This window comes from Gottfriedia luciferensis, from assembly GCF_001712755.1.
Taxonomy (GTDB): domain Bacteria; phylum Bacillota; class Bacilli; order Bacillales; family Bacillaceae_G; genus Gottfriedia; species Gottfriedia luciferensis_B.
Genome location: NZ_MDKC01000002.1, coordinates 184,593 through 206,691 on the forward strand (window position 1 = coordinate 184,593; position 22,099 = coordinate 206,691).

The 22,099-nt window shown below is 31.6% G+C and carries 25 protein-coding genes; 22 read left to right on the top strand and 3 right to left on the bottom strand.

Annotated elements, in window-relative coordinates:
- The first annotated feature begins 6 nt into the window (after window positions 1-6).
- The 15 genes from BED47_RS03445 (at window position 7) to BED47_RS03515 (ending at window position 13,646) form a co-directional block, all read left to right on the top strand.
- Window positions 7-3,204, top strand: coding sequence for a DEAD/DEAH box helicase (locus BED47_RS03445; RefSeq protein ID WP_069032432.1), 3,198 nt, complete (start codon window positions 7-9; stop codon window positions 3,202-3,204).
- A 170-nt stretch (window positions 3,205-3,374) separates the two neighbouring features.
- Complete coding sequence (gene gabT / locus BED47_RS03450) at window positions 3,375-4,739, top strand: 4-aminobutyrate--2-oxoglutarate transaminase (protein ID WP_069032433.1); 1,365 nt, start codon at window positions 3,375-3,377, stop codon at window positions 4,737-4,739.
- A 1-nt stretch (window position 4,740) separates the two neighbouring features.
- Window positions 4,741-6,165, top strand: coding sequence for an aldehyde dehydrogenase family protein (locus tag BED47_RS03455; RefSeq protein WP_069032434.1), 1,425 nt, complete (start codon window positions 4,741-4,743; stop codon window positions 6,163-6,165).
- Window positions 6,166-6,336: 171 nt separating this feature from the next.
- On the top strand, window positions 6,337-6,840 hold the full coding sequence (locus BED47_RS03460; RefSeq protein WP_069032435.1) for a GNAT family N-acetyltransferase: 504 nt from the start codon (window positions 6,337-6,339) through the stop codon (window positions 6,838-6,840).
- A gap of 257 nt (window positions 6,841-7,097) precedes the next feature.
- Window positions 7,098-7,328 (top strand): hypothetical protein, encoded by a 231-nt coding sequence (locus tag BED47_RS03465; RefSeq protein WP_069032436.1) that lies wholly within the window; start codon window positions 7,098-7,100, stop codon window positions 7,326-7,328.
- Window positions 7,329-7,379: 51 nt separating this feature from the next.
- On the top strand, window positions 7,380-7,619 hold the full coding sequence (locus BED47_RS03470) for a hypothetical protein (protein WP_069032437.1): 240 nt from the start codon (window positions 7,380-7,382) through the stop codon (window positions 7,617-7,619).
- Between the two features lie 173 nt (window positions 7,620-7,792).
- The gene (locus tag BED47_RS03475) at window positions 7,793-7,987 is read left to right on the top strand and encodes a DUF6199 family natural product biosynthesis protein (RefSeq protein WP_069032438.1); all 195 of its coding nucleotides are present in this window, start codon (window positions 7,793-7,795) and stop codon (window positions 7,985-7,987) included.
- Window positions 7,988-8,134: 147 nt separating this feature from the next.
- The gene (locus tag BED47_RS03480; RefSeq protein ID WP_069032439.1) at window positions 8,135-8,440 is read left to right on the top strand and encodes a hypothetical protein; all 306 of its coding nucleotides are present in this window, start codon (window positions 8,135-8,137) and stop codon (window positions 8,438-8,440) included.
- Window positions 8,441-8,596: 156 nt separating this feature from the next.
- Window positions 8,597-9,028, top strand: coding sequence for a hypothetical protein (locus BED47_RS03485; protein WP_069032440.1), 432 nt, complete (start codon window positions 8,597-8,599; stop codon window positions 9,026-9,028).
- A 398-nt stretch (window positions 9,029-9,426) separates the two neighbouring features.
- The gene (locus BED47_RS03490; protein ID WP_069032441.1) at window positions 9,427-9,894 is read left to right on the top strand and encodes an Imm30 family immunity protein; all 468 of its coding nucleotides are present in this window, start codon (window positions 9,427-9,429) and stop codon (window positions 9,892-9,894) included.
- Window positions 9,895-10,123: 229 nt separating this feature from the next.
- Complete coding sequence (locus BED47_RS03495; protein ID WP_069032442.1) at window positions 10,124-10,618, top strand: hypothetical protein; 495 nt, start codon at window positions 10,124-10,126, stop codon at window positions 10,616-10,618.
- Between the two features lie 364 nt (window positions 10,619-10,982).
- Entirely contained in the window at window positions 10,983-11,543 is a 561-nt protein-coding gene (locus BED47_RS03500; RefSeq protein ID WP_286143680.1) for a GNAT family N-acetyltransferase, read from the top strand.
- Between the two features lie 99 nt (window positions 11,544-11,642).
- Window positions 11,643-11,894 carry a hypothetical protein gene (locus BED47_RS03505; protein ID WP_069032444.1) on the top strand — a complete coding sequence of 84 codons (252 nt, stop codon included), beginning with the start codon at window positions 11,643-11,645 and terminating at the stop codon, window positions 11,892-11,894.
- Between the two features lie 74 nt (window positions 11,895-11,968).
- Window positions 11,969-12,673 (top strand): hypothetical protein, encoded by a 705-nt coding sequence (locus BED47_RS03510; RefSeq protein ID WP_069032445.1) that lies wholly within the window; start codon window positions 11,969-11,971, stop codon window positions 12,671-12,673.
- A 274-nt stretch (window positions 12,674-12,947) separates the two neighbouring features.
- Window positions 12,948-13,646: a YoaK family protein gene (locus BED47_RS03515; protein WP_069032446.1), complete on the top strand. Its 699-nt coding sequence runs from the start codon at window positions 12,948-12,950 to the stop codon at window positions 13,644-13,646.
- A gap of 41 nt (window positions 13,647-13,687) precedes the next feature.
- Here BED47_RS03515 and BED47_RS03520 read toward each other — a convergent pair whose 3' ends face one another.
- Both BED47_RS03520 and BED47_RS03525 read right to left on the bottom strand, forming a co-directional pair.
- A complete protein-coding gene (locus BED47_RS03520) occupies window positions 13,688-14,392 on the bottom strand; it encodes a DUF554 domain-containing protein (protein WP_069032447.1) in 705 nt (234 codons plus the stop codon).
- Between the two features lie 26 nt (window positions 14,393-14,418).
- A complete protein-coding gene (locus tag BED47_RS03525) occupies window positions 14,419-15,393 on the bottom strand; it encodes an NAD(P)H-quinone oxidoreductase (protein ID WP_069032448.1) in 975 nt (324 codons plus the stop codon).
- Window positions 15,394-15,600: 207 nt separating this feature from the next.
- Between BED47_RS03525 and BED47_RS03530 the strand changes: the two genes are divergently transcribed.
- From BED47_RS03530 to BED47_RS03540, 3 genes are read left to right on the top strand one after another with little or no spacing between them, the layout of a single operon-like run.
- A complete protein-coding gene (locus tag BED47_RS03530) occupies window positions 15,601-16,167 on the top strand; it encodes an RNA polymerase sigma factor (protein WP_069032449.1) in 567 nt (188 codons plus the stop codon).
- The gene (locus BED47_RS03535; RefSeq protein WP_069032450.1) at window positions 16,142-16,657 is read left to right on the top strand and encodes a hypothetical protein; all 516 of its coding nucleotides are present in this window, start codon (window positions 16,142-16,144) and stop codon (window positions 16,655-16,657) included. The genes BED47_RS03530 and BED47_RS03535 overlap by 26 nt, the downstream gene beginning before the upstream one ends.
- A 56-nt stretch (window positions 16,658-16,713) precedes the next feature.
- On the top strand, window positions 16,714-17,181 hold the full coding sequence (locus BED47_RS03540; RefSeq protein WP_069032451.1) for a hypothetical protein: 468 nt from the start codon (window positions 16,714-16,716) through the stop codon (window positions 17,179-17,181).
- A 76-nt stretch (window positions 17,182-17,257) separates the two neighbouring features.
- Here the strand turns inward: BED47_RS03540 and BED47_RS03545 are convergent, their stop codons facing one another.
- Window positions 17,258-17,770: a GNAT family N-acetyltransferase gene (locus BED47_RS03545; RefSeq protein WP_069032452.1), complete on the bottom strand. Its 513-nt coding sequence runs from the start codon at window positions 17,768-17,770 to the stop codon at window positions 17,258-17,260.
- Window positions 17,771-18,220: 450 nt separating this feature from the next.
- Between BED47_RS03545 and BED47_RS03550 the strand changes: the two genes are divergently transcribed.
- From BED47_RS03550 to BED47_RS03565, 4 genes are all read left to right on the top strand, one after another.
- Complete coding sequence (locus BED47_RS03550) at window positions 18,221-19,051, top strand: alpha/beta hydrolase (protein WP_069032453.1); 831 nt, start codon at window positions 18,221-18,223, stop codon at window positions 19,049-19,051.
- Window positions 19,052-19,181: 130 nt separating this feature from the next.
- Window positions 19,182-20,369, top strand: a complete 1,188-nt coding sequence (locus BED47_RS03555; protein ID WP_069032454.1) for an ATP-grasp domain-containing protein — start codon at window positions 19,182-19,184, stop codon at window positions 20,367-20,369.
- A gap of 17 nt (window positions 20,370-20,386) precedes the next feature.
- Window positions 20,387-21,127, top strand: a complete 741-nt coding sequence (locus BED47_RS03560; protein WP_069032455.1) for an esterase family protein — start codon at window positions 20,387-20,389, stop codon at window positions 21,125-21,127.
- 347 nt (window positions 21,128-21,474) lie between these two features.
- Window positions 21,475-21,864 carry a hypothetical protein gene (locus BED47_RS03565; RefSeq protein WP_069032456.1) on the top strand — a complete coding sequence of 130 codons (390 nt, stop codon included), beginning with the start codon at window positions 21,475-21,477 and terminating at the stop codon, window positions 21,862-21,864.
- The last annotated feature ends 235 nt before the right edge of the window (window positions 21,865-22,099 follow it).

Genomic DNA, 22,099 nt, shown 5'->3' on the forward strand with positions numbered 1-22,099 from the left:
CAGATAATGAAGATAAAATTGAATCATAAAATCATAAAAGAACGCTGCGGTACAGTCTCCTTCAAAAGGGGTGACTCTTTTTATCGCGCAAATAAAGTACAAATCGAAAAATATAATGAAGTTGATTGTACGGCAACAGTTTTAGGGAATGAAGATTTTACCGTTCATATTATAAAAGAAGATAATGGTGATTTTTATTGTAAGTGCACTTGTCCTAAACTAGCTTCAATTAAAACGGATTGTCAACATATAGCTGCAGTTTTAATTTCGATTTTTGAACGTCAGAAAAACGAGGGAAATCCTTCAGAAATTGATATTTTTATAGAAAACTCCCACTTAAATAGATCGAATGGTATTTTAGAACTTTTTCACGATAAACCATTTCGTAAAAGCGGACAATTAAAACATTTTGACGAGCGGCAAATAATTGATTTCGAGTTTATTTGTGAAGTGGTTGAGATGAATGAAGGCTATAAAATACTTGGAATTTCTATGGCATATGGAAAAAAGAAGGTAGAAAATCTACGAAACTTTTTAAAGGATGTTAAAGTGGGGAAACCAAGTAAAATTTCAGCTGAGACTCATTTTGATCCTAATATACATTGTGTTCAAAATGAAGTTAATCGTATTTGGGATCTTTTAATAAAGTTGTTGGATGATGAAATAATGTTTAATGATCCTCTAACTAAGAAAAATGAATATATGTTCATTCCTCCGACAATATGGAGCCAAATTATTAATTTATTAACGGTTACAGAAAACGTCAAAATAATTGAAAAGGGAATACCATTTAATGGAATTTCATTTACCGAAGATAAATTACCATTGGAATTTGAAATAGAGGAATTAAATGGTCAATACTTTTTAACTGCAAAGGGAATCGAGCAATTAACGATAATGGAAACATATTCAACAGTCTTATACCGTGGAAGAATTTATCATCTTAAAGTAGAGGAATTTAATCAACTTGTTGAGTTAAAACAAATCGTTAAAAACACAGCAGATGAAAAAATAATTATTCCAACAGACCAAATCCATCTTTACGTTGAGAAAGTAATTCCAGGTCTTATCAAGCTTGGTAAGGTGCATATACCTACTTCATTATCAAACCGATATTCAGAAACCCCATTAAGCGCAAAGCTATATTTAGATCGTATTAAAAATAAATTACTTGCTGGGCTTGAATTTCATTATGATCGCATCGTTATAAATCCGCTAGATAAAAAAGAAATTCAACTTAGTAAAACGTTAATTAGAGATGAAGAAAAAGAATTAGAAATATTACAATTAATGGAAGATAGTTCATTTTCAAAAACTGAAGGTGGCTATTTCTTACAAAATGAAGAACTTGAATATGAGTTTTTAAGAAATATAGTACCGAAACTTGAAAAACTTACCGAAATTTATGCAACAACCGCTGTTCGAAATAGAATTTTTAAAGAAAATAAGAAACCTCAAATACGCGTTAATTTAAAAAGAGAACGAACGAATTGGTTGGAATTTAAATTTGAATTAGACATTCCTGAGAAACAAATCAAAGAAGTATTATTAGCACTAAAAGAGAAACGGAAATATTATCGGTTACATGATGGCACTTTGTACTCGCTTGAAACGAGAGAATTACAAGAGATAAAACGATTTTTAAATGCAGTACCTGAGCAAGAGTTTGATTATGAAAGTGTTTTAAACTTACCTATAAAAAACGGTCTATATTTATTAGATTCTGCGGAAGAAACTAGTTTGTTTAAAATTGAAGATCGATTGAATCATTTTTATAAGAGTTTAATCAATCCAAATGAAATTGTAGATGAAGTACCTAAAGCATTTAAAAATCTGTTAAGAGATTACCAAATTTTTGGATACAAGTGGATGAAGAATTTAGCAAAGTTCGGATTTGGAGGAATTTTAGCAGATGATATGGGATTAGGTAAAACAATTCAAAGTCTTGCATATATACAATCCTTATTAAACGAAATCCGTTCATTTAATACACCAATCCTAATTGTTTGTCCTACCGCATTAACGTATAACTGGTTAAGTGAGGTATTCAAATTTGCACCTGAAATTCAAGCGCTTGTAATTGATGGAAATAAAAATGAAAGATTGAAAATACAAAAGGAACTAGCAGGTATCGATGTAATCATTACCTCTTATTCGGTGTTAAGAAATGATATAAAGTGGTACGAAAAGCAAAAGTTTCATACAGTATTTTTTGATGAGGCACAGAGTTTTAAAAATCCATTTACTCAAACAGCGAAAGTTGTTAAAAAGCTAAATGCTGATCAACGGTTTGCATTAACAGGTACGCCAATTGAAAATTCACTAGAAGAACTTTGGGCAATTTATCATGTAGTTTTTCCTGAATTATTTGGAGGGTTAAAGGAATTTAGCAATTTGACTAGGAAAACAATTTCTAAAAGAGTGCGACCTTTCTTATTAAGAAGATTAAAAGAGGATGTACTTAAGGAACTTCCAGAGAAAATCGAATCGAAGGAATCTGTTGAATTGTTACCAGAACAAAAAAAATTATATGCAGCTTATTTAGCAAAACTACGACACGATACACTAAAGCATTTAGCAGTGGATAAATTTACATTAGGCAAAAATCATATCAAAATTTTAGCTGGTTTAACGCGTTTAAGACAAATTTGTTGCCATCCAGCGTTATTTATAGATGGTTATGAAGGTAGTTCAGCTAAGTTTGAACAGCTATTTCAAATCATTGAGGCATCAAAAATAGCCGGTAGAAGAGTATTGATCTTCTCTCAATTTACGAAAATGTTAGATTTAATCGGTAGAGAACTCTCAATCATGGGAGAACAATTTTTTTATCTAGATGGACAAACTCCTTCAGAAGAACGTCTATCTATATGCAATCGATTTAACGCTGGTGAACATAACTTCTTTCTAATTTCATTAAAGGCAGGCGGAGTAGGACTCAATTTAACTGGAGCTGATACAGTTATTCTTTATGATAATTGGTGGAATCCAGCGGTTGAAAACCAGGCAACAGATCGAGCATACCGTTTCGGTCAAATGAATGATGTTCAAGTGATCAAGCTAGTCGCTAAAGGAACGATTGAAGATAAAATGAATGAGCTACAAGAGAAGAAAAAGCAATTAATAGGAGAAATTATTGAAACGAATGGAAAACCTTCATTTAATTTAACAGAAGAAGACATTCGTGAATTATTAATGTTTTAAAATAAATTGCCGCTCGAATGAGTGGCTTTTCCATTTCCCTCGAAAAAGCCCTTGGCCTAGTTTTATTTCATTCTTAAATGTTTGAAAACGAGTATATTAGTAATGAAGCTAATTATTTAATAATTTTATAGATTGAAATGAAATTATTTTTTAAGAGAGGGAGAGTTAGCATGAGCAATAATCGAAAATTTGTTAATGTCTCAGCAGGAGTTCCAGGACCAAAGGGAAAAGAACTCATTGAATTACGTAATGAGTTTATTCCAAATGGAGTTGGAAATAATACACCTGTTTTTGTAGAAAAAGCAAACGGTACGATCGTTGAGGATGTTGATGGAAATAAATTTTTAGATTTTGCTGGAGCGATTGGTACGTTAAATGTAGGACATACTCCAAAGAATGTTGTACAAGCGATTAAAAATCAATCCGAGCGATTAATCCACTCTTGCTTTCATGTAGGAATGTATAAGTCTTATATTGATTTAGCTAAAAAATTAACTGAAATAACGCCTGGGGATTTTTCTAAAAAAACAATTCTATTAAATAGCGGTGCTGAAGCAGTTGAAAATGCTGTTAAAATTGCGAGGAAGTATACTGGTCGTTCAGGAATTATTTCGTTTACTCGAGGATTTCATGGGCGAACTTTATTAGGAATGTCTTTAACAAGTAAAGTAAAACCATATAAATATAAAATGGGACCATTTGCTCCAGCTACATATAAAGCTAAATTCCCTTATTTATCAAATAGACCAAAAGAGTTATCTGAAGAAGAATATATTAATTTTTGTATCTCTCAATTTAAGGATTTTCTTTTAACAGATGTGTCTCCAGAAGAAGTGGCTGCAGTTATTATGGAGCCCGTACAAGGAGAAGGGGGATTTATTGTACCTCCAAAGAAATTTGTAAAAGAAGTCTATATGATTTGTAAGTCACATGGAATTTTGTTTATAGCGGATGAAATTCAAACAGGATTTGGGCGAACAGGTGAATTATTTGCATCAACGATTTTTGAAATTGAACCAGATTTAATCACAATGTCAAAATCAATCGCAGCGGGTGTACCAATTAGTGCGGTGACAGGTCGTACTGAAATAATGGATGCTGCATCACCAGGTGAACTAGGTGGAACTTATGGCGGAAGTCCTTTAGGTTGTGTAGCAGCGCTCGAAGTGATTAGAAAAATTGAAAATGAAAAATTATGGATTCGAGCTAGAGTAATTGGAGAAAAAATTAAATCATGTTTTGAACAATTAAAAAATAATTTTCCAATTATTTATGATATTCGAGGATTAGGAGCAATGGTGGGTATCGAATTTATAGATCCTACTTCTGGTCAACCAGCAAAAGAGTTTGTTGCAGCATTAACAAAAAAATGTTGTGAAAATGGGATCATTATTCTTAGCGCAGGTGTTCATAGTAATATTCTTCGTTTCTTAACGCCTTTAATTATTTCTGACGAGGAATTAGATGAAGGACTGGATATTATAAAACAATCAATACATCAAGTTGCTAGCCAGCTTGTAACTGAGGTGAAATAGAATGAAAAAACAATTTTATATAGATGGAAGTTGGGTTGAAGGGGAAAAACATGAAAATCTTGTTGCCCCTCATTCTGGTGAAGTTTTAGCCGAAATACCAATCGCGACTATAGAGAATTTGGAAGAAGCGATTAAAGCGGCTAACAACGCGAAAACCCAAATGGAAAAGCTCAGCTCATATGAAAGAAGTGTCATTTTAGAGCAATTAGTTGAACAGTTTAAAGAAAATCGTTCAAAACTTGCTGAGCTTTTAGCATTAGAGGCATCCAAACCTTTAAAGGCAGCTTTAGGTGAAATCGATCGAACGATTGCAACTTATAAAATAGCTGCTGAAGAAGCAAAAAGAATCTACGGGGAAACAATCCCGTTAGATGCAGTAGCAGGTGGCGAAGGTCGAGTCACTTATACAGTCAGAGAGCCAGTTGGAGTAATTGGTGCAATTACCCCGTTTAATTTCCCATTTAATTTAGTCGCACATAAAGTTGGTCCAGCAATTGCTGCAGGAAATACAGTTGTTTTAAAACCTGCTAGTCAGACTCCACTTTCTGCGATCGCATTAGCTGAAATGATCGATAAAACGAATTTACCTAAAGGTGCGTTTAACCTAATTACCGGAAAGGGCTCCGAAATCGGTGATGCTTTAGTCAAACATCCTGACGTGAAAGCAATTACATTTACCGGCAGTCCTGAAGTCGGCATCTCATTAAAAAACAAAGCAGGATTAAAAAAAGTAACGTTAGAACTAGGTTCAAACTCAGCGTTGATTATCGATGAGGAAGTCCAGTTAACTGATGAATTAATCAATCGTTGTGTATGGGGAGCCTTTATTTATAACGGTCAAGTTTGTATTTCATTACAAAGAATTTTTGTACATCATACACTTTATAATGAATTCATTTTAAAGATGAAAAATGCTACTGAATTATTAAATATAGGTTCGCCATTAGACCTTCAAACAGATATTAGTGCTCTGATTTCTAAAAAAGATGTTGCTAGAATAGATGAATGGGTTAAGCAATCACTTAAAGATGGAGCGGATCTAGTAACTGGTGGCGATATAATTGAAGAACGTCTTTATAAACCTACTATTCTATCAAACGTAAAGAATAGCAGTGATGTATCTTGTAAGGAAATTTTTGGTCCAGTTGTCGTCATCAATTCATATGAACAGTTTGATGAAGCAATAAATGAAGTAAACAATAGTCGATTTGGATTACAAGCTGGAGTCTATACAAACAACTTACAAAGAGCATTATATGCTACTAAAAAATTACATGTAGGTGGCGTGCTAGTAAACGATGTTCCTACATTTAGAGTAGATTTAATGCCTTACGGTGGCGTAAAAGAAAGCGGATATGGAAGAGAAGGCATAAAATATGCAATACAAGAGATGACTGAATTGAAACTAGTTTCTATTAAACTTTAAGAAATTGTATGCAAGAACTGATCATGTATTAATATGATCAGTCTTTTTTTTATCTAAAACTTCAGAATTATATGTTATATTTGTATGAGGCAAAGTAAATTGGTTTAAGTGAATTGTAAAAAGTGCCTTTAAAAATTTGGCACTTCTAAGAGATTCGAAGGGAGATTATGTATGGAAATTCGAAAATTAATAATTGAAGATTTACCTGAGTTTATTCGATTAAGAAGTGAAGGATTAACATTATCACCAGAAGCATTCGGAGAAAGTTTAACTGAATATGAGAAAAAATCAATCGAACAGCACACAAATAATTTCCCTAAGACTTTCGATAATTTTATTATAGGTGCTTTTGACAAAGGCTTACTTGTTGGAGTTGCTGGCTTCTTCCAAAAAAGATCTGAAAAAATGAAACATAAGGGAACAATTTGGGGAATGTATGTTACACCAGATTACCGTGGTAAAGGTGTAGGGAAAAAAGTTTTAAGTCAAGCAATACAGGATGCTATGGAAATTGAAGAAATTTTACAAATTGAATTGGCTGTTATTTCATCAAATCAATCTGCAAAAAAACTTTATGAATCTGTAGGCTTTGAAAGCTTTGGAACAGAAAAAAGAGCATTATTTGTTAATGGTGAATTTTACGATGAGGATCATATGGTTAAGATGATTAAATAAGAGGAAAGAGATGATCAAATGAATGTTTTGATCGTCTTTTTATTTTAAATGCTCTGTTTTAGTAGATTGTTGATACTTATTCAACTGAATGCTAGTTAGGTGAAGAAGGATTAATTTTATAATTTCGGTTGTGCTTAATGAAGGAAGTGCATTAAAAGGCGAAAAATATCTAATCGAATTTTAATAAAAAATGGTAAAATATAGTAAATAGCATAAGGTAATTAAATTAAAAATAACTAAAAAGGTAGGTGTAATCTATGGAAAGAACGCACGAATCAGAAACGACTGAAAGCAAAATTTACCTGGATGATCAGAAAGTATTTTCACCAATAGAAGATCTACAAAAAATAGAGGGTGTTATTCCTTTAAAAAGAAAAAGCTTCGAACTAGGGAAAAAACCAAAGCTAATAAGATATTTAGGATATTTCTTTATTACATTTATCGTATTAACAATGTTATTTGGATTAGTTGCAAGCTTCTTAGACTAATAGAATATTTAATCCGGAAAGAACTATATAACAAGCCAGGGAGAGAAAATTATGAAGAATCTAATCATTGGAGGAATTGGAGTTTTAACCAGTATTTTATTTTTTGGATTTACTCTTATTTCGGCATCAATCTATTCTTTGTACCTATCTCATCCGGCTGGAGATGGATGGGACTCAAATTTAGGAGTTTTCGGAACAGCGTTGTTTAATATTGGAACAATTCCATTGTTAATAAGTACAGTATTCTTTATCATTGGTATTCGTTATGTATATAAGGGAATCAAGGAGTAACAGATTAAAGGGAGGATTCATTTGGAAAACTTAATGTTATTTATCCCAATTATTGTATGGTTTTTAATCTTTGCTGGTATTGCCTTTGGAATTATCTTTTTTGCAAAAAAAATAGTAAGAAAATAAGAAAATGAGCAAGTAAAAATCACAAAATATTTTGGAGGTCTTCTTATATGTTTATAGGAATATTACTCATTTTATTTGGATTTTTACTAATATTGAATCCAGAAGCATTTTGGGTTGTTACAGAAAGCTGGAAATCCGATGGTGCAACAGAACCATCTTCTTTTTATAAGTGGAGTACACGGTTTGGAGGAATGATGTGTGTTTTAGTTGGTGCTGCTAGTATCATCGTGTCAACGTTTTAATATAAGAATTAATGATCACAATTAATGTGGTCTTTTTTTGTGTGAAAAAAGAATGTTGGGTTAATCCTTATGTAACTATATGGCAGTTTAGTTGCATAAGGAATGTTATAATTACTTGATATATCAATCGGATGGGGGAAGTTAAAATTGTTTGTAAAAATTGAATTTGAATACGAAAAGGATACAGTTTATTTTAGATGTCCTGCAAAAGTGGGAAGAAATATCCGTCAACTGCAACAAGATTTTTTTAGATGGTTAAATGATAGAAATAATGACCATCCTTTCTGGGTATCTTTTGGTGTTGATGAGGACGGAAATGAGGAATTTGGACTGAGTTATAATGAAGATGCGTTTATTTATTGGCTTAATAATGTAAGATTTAACAAAGGGAAGAAAGTTGCAGTTCTGATAAAGAACCCAAAATTTTTACCAAAGAAGACAATAAGTTTTTAAATTCTTATTGAACTAAAGCATGCATTAGTTTAAGATCACTAGTTGTTCGCAGCTCGTTTTTTTATGCAACAAAATGGCAGGATAGTTGCTTAAGGTTTGATATAATAAAAGGGTGTAAATCGTATTTTAAATTGTTTCTATTTATGGGAGGAAAGAATGGTAGCACAAAGTCATTATTTCACTTTTGGTGCAGAGATGGGAGATCCGTATGCAAGTGATGCTGTATCTCCAAAGCTTATTCAATTAAGAAAATTATTAGTTCAGCATTGTAATAAAATTTATTGTAAAGAAATTGACGAAATTGCACCAATTCTTCGAGTGGATGGTATGTATTCTGATTTTAATTTTGAAGGATATGAAAAACTACGATTAAGTAAAAAATTTAGATATATTACTATTGATGTTGGTATGCCCCAATCAAAATGGGAAAATAAAACAGATACTGAAATAAAAGAGTATTTAATTGTTAATCTTAAAAGTGCTTTAGAAGCTATGGTAAAATGTTTGAAAAAAGAAAAATATGGGTTAAATGAAACTGATTTATGGGAAGACTTTTGCAAGGTTGAGAAACAATTCTTATGCAACTAACGAATGCATTAGTTGAATAAGAACTTAGGAGCTGATCTTTCACTCAGCTCCTATTTTTTATTTGGCAGTTTATTCAATGAGCAGTAGGAATTTTAAGATAAAAACAGAATAAATCATTAAAAGTGGATTAAAAAGTAAGGGGTATTGTTTATGAAAGATTCTATTTATAAAATTCTTCATATAGTGTTGTTGATTGGAATTTGTATTTTGCTATTTCGCATTGGAACTGAGCTGGATAAAATTGCTGATACAATATGGCGAAGTAATTTTGAATAAAATATTTTTCTCTTGTTCAACTAACGCAATGCGATAGTTGAACAACTTAAAAGGCTGCTATGTAGCCTTTTTATTGTGCTAAAATAAAACTTAGTGTGAATAAGGTATAGGAAATGGTTTCTTTGAATATTGACCAAGAAATTATAAAGTTAAAAAGTAGTAGATTACTTAAAAGTGAACAAGAGGTTAATGATTTTGAAGAAGCCATTGAACGTATTGTTGCATATGGAGAAATAACTTTTATCAAATATTTGTGTTATGGTTTTCATGATAAAACTGAACGTGATGAGGTTACGTTTGGTTTAATCCATGCAATTGAATCATTCGATCAAAAATATCCCTTAGATGATACCTTAAGAGAATTAGCTAAATCTGTATATGTAATGATACCTGATGCTATGGAATGGGCGAAAACATTACATAAGCGAATATTAAATCATAGACCAACGCTTCAAGTATATATAGAAGTTGTAAAAAGTTTAGATACTAATTCAAAGAATATAATTGCAAATATCGTTTCTTCTATAAAGGATAAAAATCCAACAAGATTTGAAGAGAAAGGAGAAATGTTTTTAAGTTCAATAAATTAGGATTAGCTTATTCAACTACCATGGGAGTGCATTAAAAACTCCCATTCACTGTTGTGAATCCGAGGAATCATGTTTGGCTAACGCATGCATTAGTTGAATCAAACATTAAAATGACTGTTTGGTGAAAATAGTCTTTTTTAGTACTCAAAAATCAACATTATAGTTTAACAGGGCCTATTTCTAAGATATGCATAGTAAAATAGATATTATAGAATTTAAGGAGGAATAAATGAAGAAAATTACTTTTTTATTAATTATAATGTCTGTAGTTGGTCTATTATTAACCGGTTGTACTGAAAAAGAAAATTTAAAAGCATTTGATTCGGAGAGTGAAGCCATAGAATATGGTATAAAAAAATCACCAGAAATTGTAGAAATCCTTGGAGAATCAAAATATGTATACAATGAAAAAATTATTGTTTATTTATTCCGTACCAATAAAGGGGAAGGTTTAGGGACAGCGAGTTTAATTCAAAAGAAGAAAAAAGTAAGTTGGATTACTAACGGAAATGGCGCATTAGTAAAACAAACTAAAGGAAATACCACAATAGAAAAAGTTATTGAAAGTGCATCAGGAATTAAATATGATTTTTATGCAGGTGTAGCCAAGAATTCTAATATAAGTATCGAAACTCGTACAGATTATGATGTTAAGCCTCATATTGATAAAAAATCAAATATTTATTATTACCTTTCTCCATTACCAGTAAAAAAGGGAAAATGAATACAAAAACAAAATATCTAACGCGATTTTAATTATGTCCTAAGTGAGTTTTCTTCACTTGGGACTATTTTTCTCTCGTAGCATTGTGAAAACAACAATAAGGACATTCAAACTCTACTTCTTCATGTTTCTTTTTATCTATTTGTGTACGACAAAATGAGGGAAAATCGTCTTCTTGATAGGCTTGGTATTGATGATTTTAAGCTTTGTCATGAATGGTTTACCTAATCAGCCATGAAGCAAAAAATAATTATTAATAACGAATCCTTATTCAACTAAAGCATGCATAAGTTGAATAAAATTTAAACTAATTTAGGCATTTTGAAATCTACTAATATTTTTAATGAGTGAAGGAGCAGATAAGTTGAGTAATAATTTTCCATTACGAATTAGACCAATTCATGAAGAAGATTTATTTTCACTTTGGACATTGATGTATAAAGAGAGTTCACCAGAGTGGAAGAAATGGGATGCACCATATTTTGAACATAAAGCTGTCACTTTTGAGGACTATTTAAAAACTAAGGATTCTGTTGTTAATCAAGAGGACAAATGGATTATTGAGGTAGATGGAAAAGTCATTGGAACAGTTAGCTTCTATTGGGAACATAAACCATCTAATTGGCTTGAAATGGGAATAGGTATTTATGATCCCAACTATTGGAGCGGAGGTTTTGGTACAAGAGCTTTAAAACTTTGGATTAATCATTTATTTAATACATTGCCTCTTGTACGTGTAGGTTATACAACTTGGTCGGGTAATCATCGTATGATTAAAGTTGGGGAAAAATTAGGAATGACAATGGAAGCAAGATTAAGAAAATGTCGTTTTTATGATGGGAATTATTATGACTCAATTCGTATGGGGTTATTGCGAGAAGAGTGGAATGAATTCTTAGAAAAAGATGGTTTAATCGTAGTATAGAAAATATGAAATAATCTATTTAAAAAAATTGCTTATGTAACTAAAGCACTGCGTTCGTTACATAAGAAGTCTATATTCTAAAGATAAGAGGATATAAGAATGAGTAAAATGTTTTTAAATATAGTAATAGAAAACACAGAATATACTCTTGAAGAAGATAGATGGTACATCTTTGAATTTAAATCTGGTTATGAATTAGGAAATTCAAATAATCCATTTTCAAAAGTTCAAATGATGAATATAGCATTCGAAGGAGCAAATGGAGAAACTTGTTTTTTTGTTTTCCATGAGGAAACAAATGAAGATTACCTAATAGGTGTTGATGAACTAATTTCAATCGCAAATATTTAAACTGTAATGCAACTAATGCAATAATTTAGTTGCATTAGAACTATATAATTATATTATTTTAATGAGGTGAATTAATGGATTTTATTTCAGGGGGATATTACATTATAGCTCCTACTATTAGACAAGAATATATGGATAAAGAAATAATCCCTAATAGAATTGTGTCAGTAAGTGAGTGCATTTGTGATATGCATCCTGAAATCAATATATTTTGGGGTGGTTCGAAGGTAAATAAACTAAAATACATTAAAGATCTTAATATTTCGGAAGTTAAATACAAAGAGATGGAAAAATGGATCCAAGATAAGTTTGACTTGAGAGAATTCGAATATCCTCAAATCTTACCATCATTAAATATAGCAAATGAGTTTTTTAGCACATTTTTAAGTGATGTAAAAGACTTAAAAATAATAGGTATTGGACTACCTAATAATTATTTAGAAAGTTTTTTAGATGAGGAAGACACAATAATTAAGACCTCAGAGGAAAGAACTGGCCTAGAGAATATTCTACTAAGGAAAGAATTTATTGTTGATGGAACTACTTCAATAAAAGGCTATGAGATCTTAGGGTATGAAACAAATACATTCCATTCTTATTTGTGTAACGGATTAGAAAATGAGTTTAAAAATCAGTTTGATTTTTCATTAAATAAAAATGGTTTTATTAAATCACTTGCTGAAGCAGAGAGATGTTGTGACATTGCAAATGACGAAAAACTTGGAACTGAACCAGTTTATTGGCTTCCTTGGGCTATTTTTGAATACGAATCTTATTGAATTAACGCATGTTTTAGTTGAATTTCATGATCGACTATATAGTCGATTTTTTTTTGTTTAATTGGCATTTTAACTTAAATAAATAGGATAATTTGCTTTGGAAATTCAAAGTAGATTATTGTTAAAAATTAAACAGATCCATTAAAAAAACTAACAACCAAAGTGAAAAAATGATTATTTTTTAAATGTAATTGTTGGATTTTTGTTCACATTTATTTACATAATAAGTGTGTTATGATTGTGCTAAGTTAGTAATAGAAGTAGGAGAACTAGATTGAAATCTAAACAAAAAATAGTTCCATCATTATCATCAAATTCAGTCTATCTTGGATTATTGTTAGCTTTAGTAGGTGGCTTTTTAGATGGGTATACTTTTATAAGTAGAGATGGTGTATTTGCCAATGCGCAAACAGGAAATCTTGTGCTTTTGGCAATAAATCTATCATTTGGAAATTGGAAAAACTCTGTTGATTATATTTTACCTATTATAGCCTTTATTCTTGGTGTTTTAGTTGCTGAATCCGTTAAACATCCACGTTTAAGAGAGCTATTATACAGCTATAGACGTTCAATTCTCTTATTAGAATGTAGTGTATTATTGATTGTAGGATTATTACCTAGTAGTGTACCTAATATAGTTGTAACTGTTTGCATCTCCTTTGTCTCATCATTACAAATTTCAACTTTCACCCATTTAGATAAATGGACATACAATTCAACTATGACAACCGGTAATATTAGAATTGCTTCACAGGCAGCGTATACAGCATTTGTAAATCATGACAAAGAAGCAAAAACAAAATTTAAAGAGTTTCTCGTTATTATCTTTTCCTTTTCATTTGGCGCATTGTTTGGGAGTCTTTCGACTAAGTATATTGGGAACCAAGCTGTTTGGATTGCTGCAGGAGTATTAATTGTAGCGTTAATCTTATATCACAAAGACAAAGGTTATTTTAGAAAGAAACTCCATTAATTTAAAAAATGAGCCCTTTTTCGGGGCTCATTTTAGTCATCTTATTTGAAAAACTGTATGAAACAAACAATAATAAGTGCAAATAAAATAGAAGGTAACATATTTCCAATTTTTATTTTTATTAAACCTAAAGAATTCAAACCAAGAGCGATTAATAAAATTCCTCCTGTACCTGAGATTTCAGCAATAATTGAACTTAATAAATGCTGTGTTACTAGATTCGGTACAAATGAGGCAAAAATGGCAATGAATCCTTGATAGATTAACACTGGGACAGCAGAGAATAACACGCCAATGCCAAGAGTCGAAGTTAAAATGATTGATAAAAATCCGTCCATCATTGATTTTGTATATAAAATTTCATGATTATGACGAAGTCCGCTATCTAGTGCTCCAAGTATAGCCATTGCGCCAACACAGAATAATAAAGTGGACGTAACAAATCCTTTAGAAATAGAGCCTTCGCTTTTAGAATGAAATTTACTTTCGATAAATAAACCTAATTTATCTAATTTACTTTCGATATCTAGCCATTCTCCTACAACCGCACCTAGCGATAAGCTGAAAACGACGATTAGAACTTGATTTGTTTTCATAGCTAAAGTAAATCCTATGACAATAATTACGAGAGAAATTGACTGAGTTACTAGGTTTTTCATTCGATCTGGAATTCTTTTAATAAACAAACCTAGTAAAGAGCCAAAAATAATAGCTGCTGCATTAACAATTGAACCGAGTAGTACCATAATTATCCCCTTTAACTTACATATAATTAATCTATTTTTAAAACTATTTTTCCGATATTTAAATTGTTCTCCATTCGCGTATGAGCTTCATTCACTTCTTGCCAACTATACACAGAATCAATAATCGGTTTTATTTTCTTATTCGTAAAAAGTGGTAAGACATATTTTTTGAATTGATTTGTTAAATAGATTTTTTGCTCAAGTGTTTGTGAACGCAAAGTACTCCCTATAATGGAAATTCTTTTTGTCAAAAGTGGTAATAAGTTCACATCGTTCACTTTAACTCCACCCATTGTACCAATCAAAATTAGTCTACCATTACTATTTAATGATTGTAAGTTTTGATGGAAATAAGATGCACCAACAAAATCTAAAATGACGTCTACTCCTACATGATCAGTAACTTTTTCGACTACGGTTTTAAAATCTTCATTTTTATAGTTAATCACATGGTTTGCACCTAAATCAGTACAAGCTGCAAGTTTCATTTCATTCCCAGCAGTAACGATTGAACTTGCACCAAATTCTCTTGCAAGCTGAATAGCAGCAGTCCCAACACCACTAGCTCCGGCATGAATTAATACAGTTTCATTTTCTTTTAATCTACCTAATTCAAATAAATTTAAATAAGCTGTCAAAAACACTTCGGGTATAGCCGCAGCCTCTTCGAACGAAAAATGATCTGGAATTGAAATTGCCAAATCTGAAGGAATAGATACATACTGCGCATAACCTCCGCCTGGCAATAAACTACAAACACGATCTCCTACTTTCCAGTCTGTTACATTAGACCCAACTTGTTCAACAATCCCTGACATTTCTAAACCTAAAATAGGTGATGCGCCTTTAGGTACGGGATACTTACCATGTTTTTGAAGTAAGTCAGCTCGATTAATAGCCGTAGCATGAACTTTAACAAGTAGCTCATTCTCACCTAAAACAGGCATCTGATAATCGTCAATAAATAAATGCTTTGATTCATCAATTTGAACTGCCTTCATTCTAAAAACCCACCTTTAATTAATTTAATTCCTATCATACTATATAACTAATCGAAAGAATATTTTAAAAACTCGGATTGATGAAATTTGTATATTTTTCCTACTCACTTTTTTAAAATTAATTTTGGAGGAAAAATTTTAAAAAAACTTCGAACTTTAATCGGTTTTTAAGTGTATATAGAGTATGTGGTGAAAGGAGGAGAAATAGTGTCTGAGAGAATTGACAAAAATCGTTTAGAAGAATTATTTAATAATCACTCGTCAATGGTGTATCGTACCGCTTACTTTTTAACAAAATCAAAAGTATTGGCAGATGATATTACGCAAGAGACGTTCATTCGCATCATAAAAAAATTCCATCTGTTTGATCAAACAAAAGCAATTGAACCTTGGATTTATCGAATGACAGTAAATATCACCCGTAATATGATACGTATGCAAAAAATTAAGAAACTTTTCGGCATTCATTATGATGTTCCAACTGAAAATGAAGTTGAACAATCGATTTTACAAAATGAAATGGAAGATCATCTATGGATAGAGATAAATTTATTACCCCAGAAGAGTAAGGAAGTGATCGTTCTTCATTATTATTTAGAACTTAAATTAGATGAAGTGGCGGTCTCTTTAAATATTCCGATTGGTACATGTAAATCAAGGCTTAATTACGCGCTGACAAAATTAAGAAATCGTTTATCGAAAAACGAACTGTTTAAAGTAGAAGAAAAACTGAAGGAGGGAGAACTTAGTGGTGGAAAACAATCCTATTTCTGAAATGAAACACACTCTTCAGAAGAAGTTAGATCAACATAATTCTTCCGTCACATATGAACGAATATGGAATAAAGCCAATTCAAATTGGGGGTATAATCGAATTCGAAAACCGCTTGTTTCAGTTGGGATTCTTTTATTTCTGGCTTTTACAATTTTTATTAACTCACCAATTAAAAAGGGACTAAAAGAAGACATAGGAATTACAAATGAATCGAAAAGTACTTCTGCAGATGCTAGTATTGGACTATTAATAGTAAACGGGGCAGGTTATCGGTTTGAAGGAATTTTACATAGTAAGGAAATTATACTTAAAGACCAAATTGGTGTAGTTCAAGAAGTTGTTAAAAATAATACGATTCCGAAAGACAATTTTTCCTCTAACATGTTAAATGTTGGAGATAAAATTTTTTTAACGAATGAAGACCCGAAAGTCATTATTGTAAAACAAGAGGACGGAACAATCTTAAAGTTTGTAGAAACTGAAAAATGAATGATGACTTTTTTAATAAAATTTTGAGTCCAATTTGAAAATAGGGAGTGTCCAATATGTCAAAATTGTTAAGTGTATCGATACTTTTTTTCTTTCTCATTTTCACTGGATGTTCAGCAAATAATGGAATGAAAGGGAATAAGCCTCCAAAAACAATGGTTCAAGTGGAGAATCAAACATATGATACGATTTTAGGTACATATTGTTGGCAATCGAAAAGACAGGGAGAATGCGTTGATACGGCTGGACCGGTCGAGCTGCTTAAGGAGAGAAAGCCGATTGAAGTAAAACCTGGCGAAACCGTTAAAATTATAATGGATTATTATCCCAAACCAAATGAAATCCACTTAAGTCAAATAAATAATAATAATGAAATTGAAATAGAATTAGTGAAGAATCAATTTTCAGCACCTATTAATAAAGGAGTATATTATTACTCATATGGAGTATATTGGATGGATAAAAAAGAAGAGCACTTATCATATGGCGATGCTTTTTATGCTTTTGCTTTAGAGGTAAAATAGAACGTTTTTCGTTAGAATAAGAAAGGGTATGTTTTGAAAAATATTAATCAAAACATACCCTTACTAGATTACTAATTTATTCTTCTGTAGGATTTTTTGGACCATCAAGATCTAATTGATAAAAGGACAAGTCAAGCCATCTATTAAATTTATAACCTGCCTTTTTAATAGTACCTGAATAAACAAATCCGAAGTTTTTATGCATGGCAATACTTTTTTCATTATCTGCATCAATTCCAGCAATTAAAGTCATATACTCTCTTTCTTTGGCAATTGAGATTAATTCTTTCATTAATGAAGTGGCAATACCCTTTTTTCTGTATTCATTATTTACATAAACTGAATGCTCAATCGAATATTTATAGGCCGGCCAAGCTCTAAAGGGCCCGAATGTAGCAAATCCAACGACTTTTTGATCAAGTTCGCAAACTAGTATTGGAAACCCTTCATCCATCTTTTGTTCAAACCAAATTTGTCTGCTTTCTAGCGTTTGTGGTTTATATGTATAAACAGCAGTTGTATTAAGAATAGCATCGTTATAAATCTCTAAAATGTCATTTAAATCATTTTGAGTAGCTTCCCTAATCATTTTTTCTTTCCCCAAAATTTAATTTGTTATCTCTTCTTATTTTAGAACTTTTTATACAGACCGTAAAATTTTTTCATATTATAATTCTTGTTCCTTAGGAAACTATCTTCCAATACGTGAAATAGAGGATATTCATTTACCGGTTATTCTCTATTTCATTATTTGACATAAATGTTCAAGAAGGAATCTAGTCTATTTTCGTTGAATTAATTACAAATGATTTTTCAGACTAATGTGGTAACAGCTGATAAAAACATTTATATAGGTTATTGGTTAGCATCAAAGTTTAATAGATTTAGATTTAAATGTAGCAATTAGAACATAGGAGTATTTAAATTTATTGAAGAGTACTCTTCCTAGTCTGATTTATATTTATCAAACACTTATTTATTAGAAGAAATTAAGCAGTTGGATTTCTAAAGGTAAGTATAAAGGAGCGAGGAAGTTAAAATGAACCAATCCTATTTTTATTTAAAACTAGAAACACATCAATTACATATGTCTTATAAAAATGAAAAACGTCGCGTGCGTGTTTTATTGCCGAAAAATTATGAAGAAGACAAGGATCAAAATTATCCAGTTGTCTATATGCATGATGGTCAAAATATTTTCTATAGTAGTGAATCTTATAGTGGGTATTCATGGAAAGTGATTCCGGCAATTAAACAAAACCCTGATTTACCGAAGATGATTGTTGTTGGGATCGATAACGGTGGACAAGACCGAATTAATGAATATACGCCTTGGAAAATTACTGAAAGCCCTCTTCCTGAAGATTATGAACTAGGTGGGAAAGGCGCGGAATTTGCTGATTTTGTCATGACAGTCGTGAAGCCGTTCATTGATAAGCAATATCGAACTAAATCGGATAAATATCATACAGCGGTGATTGGTAGCTCACTTGGAGGAAATATTTCGGCTTTTATGGGTGTTGAATATAAAGATCAAATTGGTGGTTTAGGTATTTTTTCTTTAGCCAATTGGATTACAAGTAAAGCATTTGATCAGTATATTGCTAGTAAAGAGCTAGATCCTGAACAGCGAGTGTATATTCAAGTCGGTACTCAGGAAGGCGATGATACTGATCGACAATTGATGTATGGAAATATGAAGCAAGCATATATTGATTGCTCGCTTAAGTATTATATACAACTGATAAAAGGCTCTGTTCCAATTGATAGCATTTGTTTAAATATTTTTGCAGATGAAGTACATGATGAAAAAGCTTGGGCAAAACACTTACCAGAATGTTTATTTTTCTTAAGTGAGAAATGGTCTTAATTGAACTAAATAATGACAATTGACTTAAATTTGATATATCTTACTTATTTTTAAAAGGCTTAGATTAATTTTATATTGAAATATATTGTATCAATAATCTATTTTTTCATAGTAAGAAAGGAGCATTTTTATGAATTATATTTTGATCTCTCCATTTTATCCAGAAAATTTCCAGGCATTTGCTCATCGTTTGAAAGCCGCAGGTGTTAATGTATTAGGTATTGGCGAAGAGCCATATGACCAATTAGGTTCCAAACTACAAAACTCTTTAACAGAATATTATCGTGTGAATAATTTAGAAGATCTAGATGAAGTGAAACGTGCTGTTGCATTTTTATTTTATAAACATGGTCCGATTGATCGCATTGAATCCAATAACGAATACTGGCTAGAACTTGATGCACAGTTGCGAGAACAATTTAATGTATACGGAAATAAACCGAGTGACTTGAAAAAAGTTAAATATAAATCTGAAATGAAAAAGCTGTTTAAAAAAGCAGGTGTGCCTGTTGTAGATGGAAAAGTCGTTAAAACTAAAAATGACTTAACGAAAGCCATTGATGAATTAGGACTGCCAGTTATTGCTAAACCGGATAATGGTGTTGGATCAGCTGCAACTTTTAAATTATGTTCAGAAGAGGCTGTACGCCATTTTGAAGAAGTATGGGATGAAGAACAAGTGTACTTCATTGAACCATATGTCGAAGGAGGCGTGCTTTGTACATTTGATGGTTTAGTCGATCAAAAAGGGAATATTGTTTTCCAAACAAGCTTTACATATAATGTGCCAACTCTGGAACTTGTTAAAGGTCAGTTGGATTTAGCTTATGTGATTCAAAAAGAAATTGATCCTAGGCTCGAAACTTATGGGAAGGCAATTGTGAAAGCTTTTGGGATGAAAGAACGCTTTTTCCATATTGAGTTTTTTAAATTAGAAGATGGGGGTTATGTTGCACTTGAATATAATAACCGCTTAGCTGGAGGATACACGATAGATATGTACAATTTTGCATACTCTATAGATTTATTTGCTCAGTATGCTTCTATTGTGACAGGTGAAAAAATTAAGGAATCCGATATCGAAAACCAGTATTGTGTCGGTATAACACAGCGTGATGCATATGAGTATAACCACGATACAAATGCTATTTATGAACAATTTGGCGACCGCGTGAAGTTTGAAAAGCGTATTCCAGATGCGTTTGCGGAACTACAAGGAAATCAATTTTATGCGATTAATGCAGATTCGCAGGAAGAAGTCGATGACATTATTCGTTTTGTACATGAACGTAAAAATTGCAGCATTGTAAACGTATAAGGATAGGAGATTTTTCAATGAATATAGAACATTTAAGCCATTGGAGTGGAGAATTAGGACGCGAAATGCAGTTAAACAGATATGGACATAGTGGCATGCCAATCCTAGTTTTCCCTTCATCTGGGGGGACTCATTTTGAATACAATAATTTTGGAATGATTGATGTGTGTCATGACTTTATTGAATCTGGTAAAGTTCAGTTTTTTACACTGTCTACTATAGATAGTGAAAGTTGGCTTCACGACTCAAAATCAGTACATGACCGTGCATTAGCCCATGAAGCATATGATCGTTATGTGATTTCAGAAGCTATTCCATTTATTAAACATAAAACAGGTTGGTTTGATCCAATGATGACAACGGGATGTAGTATGGGGGCATATCATGCATTGAACTTTTTCCTAAGACATCCGGATGTTTTCCAAACAACGGTTGCACTTAGCGGTGTTTACGATGTACGTTTCTTTTTTGGGGACTACGGAAATGATCCTCTTGTATACGAAAATTCACCAAGTGATTACATATGGAACCAAAATGACGGCTGGTTTATTGATCGATACCGTTCAGCAGATATCATATTATGTACCGGGCTAGGTGATTGGGAACAAGACGGGCTGCCGTCGTACAAAACATTAAAAGAAGCCTTTGAAGAAAAACAAATTAAAGCATGGTTTGATGAGTGGGGCGAAGATGTTTCGCATGACTGGGTTTGGTGGCGCAAACAAATGCCGTATTATTTAGGGGAATTATTTAAATAATAAATCATAAAAACATCAGTTTTTTTAAGATAAGATTTTTATTGAAACTTAAAAGAAACGAAACTTTGGCAATAAGCACTTAATACTTTATAGGGCTACTTTATTTAGGTAGCTCTTTTTATATTTTAATATTAAAATATTATAATTTATTCAACTAACACTTGTATTAACCTATCTAAAAGTGATTATAGCTACCGTTTATGATTCTTTTAGTTACTCATATTCTCTTCACCTTAAAATAACAAATGACTAACTCAAGTTTAGTGAGACATTAGCATGCTAATTAACAATTTCTAATTGAGGTATGATAGTGAGAAGAAATTATATTTTAACAGGGGGTAATGAAAATGAATATTTTGTATGATGAAACTTATACTTCCAATGACGGGAAGAGAACAAGCAGGAATATTTGGTATGGAGATGCCGATCTAACTGTTGAAGGTGAATTTGGAAAAGTCATTAATCTGAATGAAGATTTTATGGATAATCTATGCGAAATAATAAAAAATGACTTATCTAATGCAGCAAATAAGGCTACTGAAACGAACTGGTATTTTTATGGAAGTGGTGTAACTCTGGACACTATTGGAGACAATATCCGTCCAACAATTATGGTTCGTGAGAGGTCTGACGAATATATCACTAATTTTAATATGAGTGACCACGATTTTGCTGTTAATATCGATGCTATTCTGCTGTTTAAGGCGGATTTTGAAAAACGTTTAGTTAGTCAATGAAGAGATATTACTCTAAATAAATTTACATACTATTCGAGGGGAATGATTTCATAATGAAATCATTCTCCTTTTTTATCAGGTGGGAATCTTTTTTGGAAAGGAAAAGAATTTTTAATAAGTACAGGTTGTGGCTAATTACACTAAAAAATCAATCAAAAAATCGACAATATTTTAACTGATTGATAAGTTGTAATAATTTAATAAACTGTATGAACTAGTGTATGATAAGTAAATT

Excerpts from the sequence above, each read along its gene's own strand:
- BED47_RS03445 (WP_069032432.1), top strand. The coding sequence starts at position 7 with ATGAAGATAAAATTGAATCATAAAATCATAAAAGAACGCTGCGGTACA.
- gabT (WP_069032433.1), top strand. The coding sequence starts at position 3,375 with ATGAGCAATAATCGAAAATTTGTTAATGTCTCAGCAGGAGTTCCAGGA.
- BED47_RS03455 (WP_069032434.1), top strand. The coding sequence starts at position 4,741 with ATGAAAAAACAATTTTATATAGATGGAAGTTGGGTTGAAGGGGAAAAA.
- BED47_RS03460 (WP_069032435.1), top strand. The coding sequence starts at position 6,337 with ATGGAAATTCGAAAATTAATAATTGAAGATTTACCTGAGTTTATTCGA.
- BED47_RS03465 (WP_069032436.1), top strand. The coding sequence starts at position 7,098 with ATGGAAAGAACGCACGAATCAGAAACGACTGAAAGCAAAATTTACCTG.
- BED47_RS03470 (WP_069032437.1), top strand. The coding sequence starts at position 7,380 with ATGAAGAATCTAATCATTGGAGGAATTGGAGTTTTAACCAGTATTTTA.
- BED47_RS03475 (WP_069032438.1), top strand. The coding sequence starts at position 7,793 with ATGTTTATAGGAATATTACTCATTTTATTTGGATTTTTACTAATATTG.
- BED47_RS03485 (WP_069032440.1), top strand. The coding sequence starts at position 8,597 with ATGGTAGCACAAAGTCATTATTTCACTTTTGGTGCAGAGATGGGAGAT.
- BED47_RS03495 (WP_069032442.1), top strand. The coding sequence starts at position 10,124 with ATGAAGAAAATTACTTTTTTATTAATTATAATGTCTGTAGTTGGTCTA.
- BED47_RS03505 (WP_069032444.1), top strand. The coding sequence starts at position 11,643 with ATGAGTAAAATGTTTTTAAATATAGTAATAGAAAACACAGAATATACT.
- BED47_RS03510 (WP_069032445.1), top strand. The coding sequence starts at position 11,969 with ATGGATTTTATTTCAGGGGGATATTACATTATAGCTCCTACTATTAGA.
- BED47_RS03520 (WP_069032447.1), bottom strand. The coding sequence starts at position 14,392 with ATGGTACTACTCGGTTCAATTGTTAATGCAGCAGCTATTATTTTTGGC.
- BED47_RS03525 (WP_069032448.1), bottom strand. The coding sequence starts at position 15,393 with ATGAAGGCAGTTCAAATTGATGAATCAAAGCATTTATTTATTGACGAT.
- BED47_RS03540 (WP_069032451.1), top strand. The coding sequence starts at position 16,714 with ATGTCAAAATTGTTAAGTGTATCGATACTTTTTTTCTTTCTCATTTTC.
- BED47_RS03545 (WP_069032452.1), bottom strand. The coding sequence starts at position 17,770 with ATGATTAGGGAAGCTACTCAAAATGATTTAAATGACATTTTAGAGATT.
- BED47_RS03550 (WP_069032453.1), top strand. The coding sequence starts at position 18,221 with ATGAACCAATCCTATTTTTATTTAAAACTAGAAACACATCAATTACAT.
- BED47_RS03555 (WP_069032454.1), top strand. The coding sequence starts at position 19,182 with ATGAATTATATTTTGATCTCTCCATTTTATCCAGAAAATTTCCAGGCA.
- BED47_RS03560 (WP_069032455.1), top strand. The coding sequence starts at position 20,387 with ATGAATATAGAACATTTAAGCCATTGGAGTGGAGAATTAGGACGCGAA.
- BED47_RS03565 (WP_069032456.1), top strand. The coding sequence starts at position 21,475 with ATGAATATTTTGTATGATGAAACTTATACTTCCAATGACGGGAAGAGA.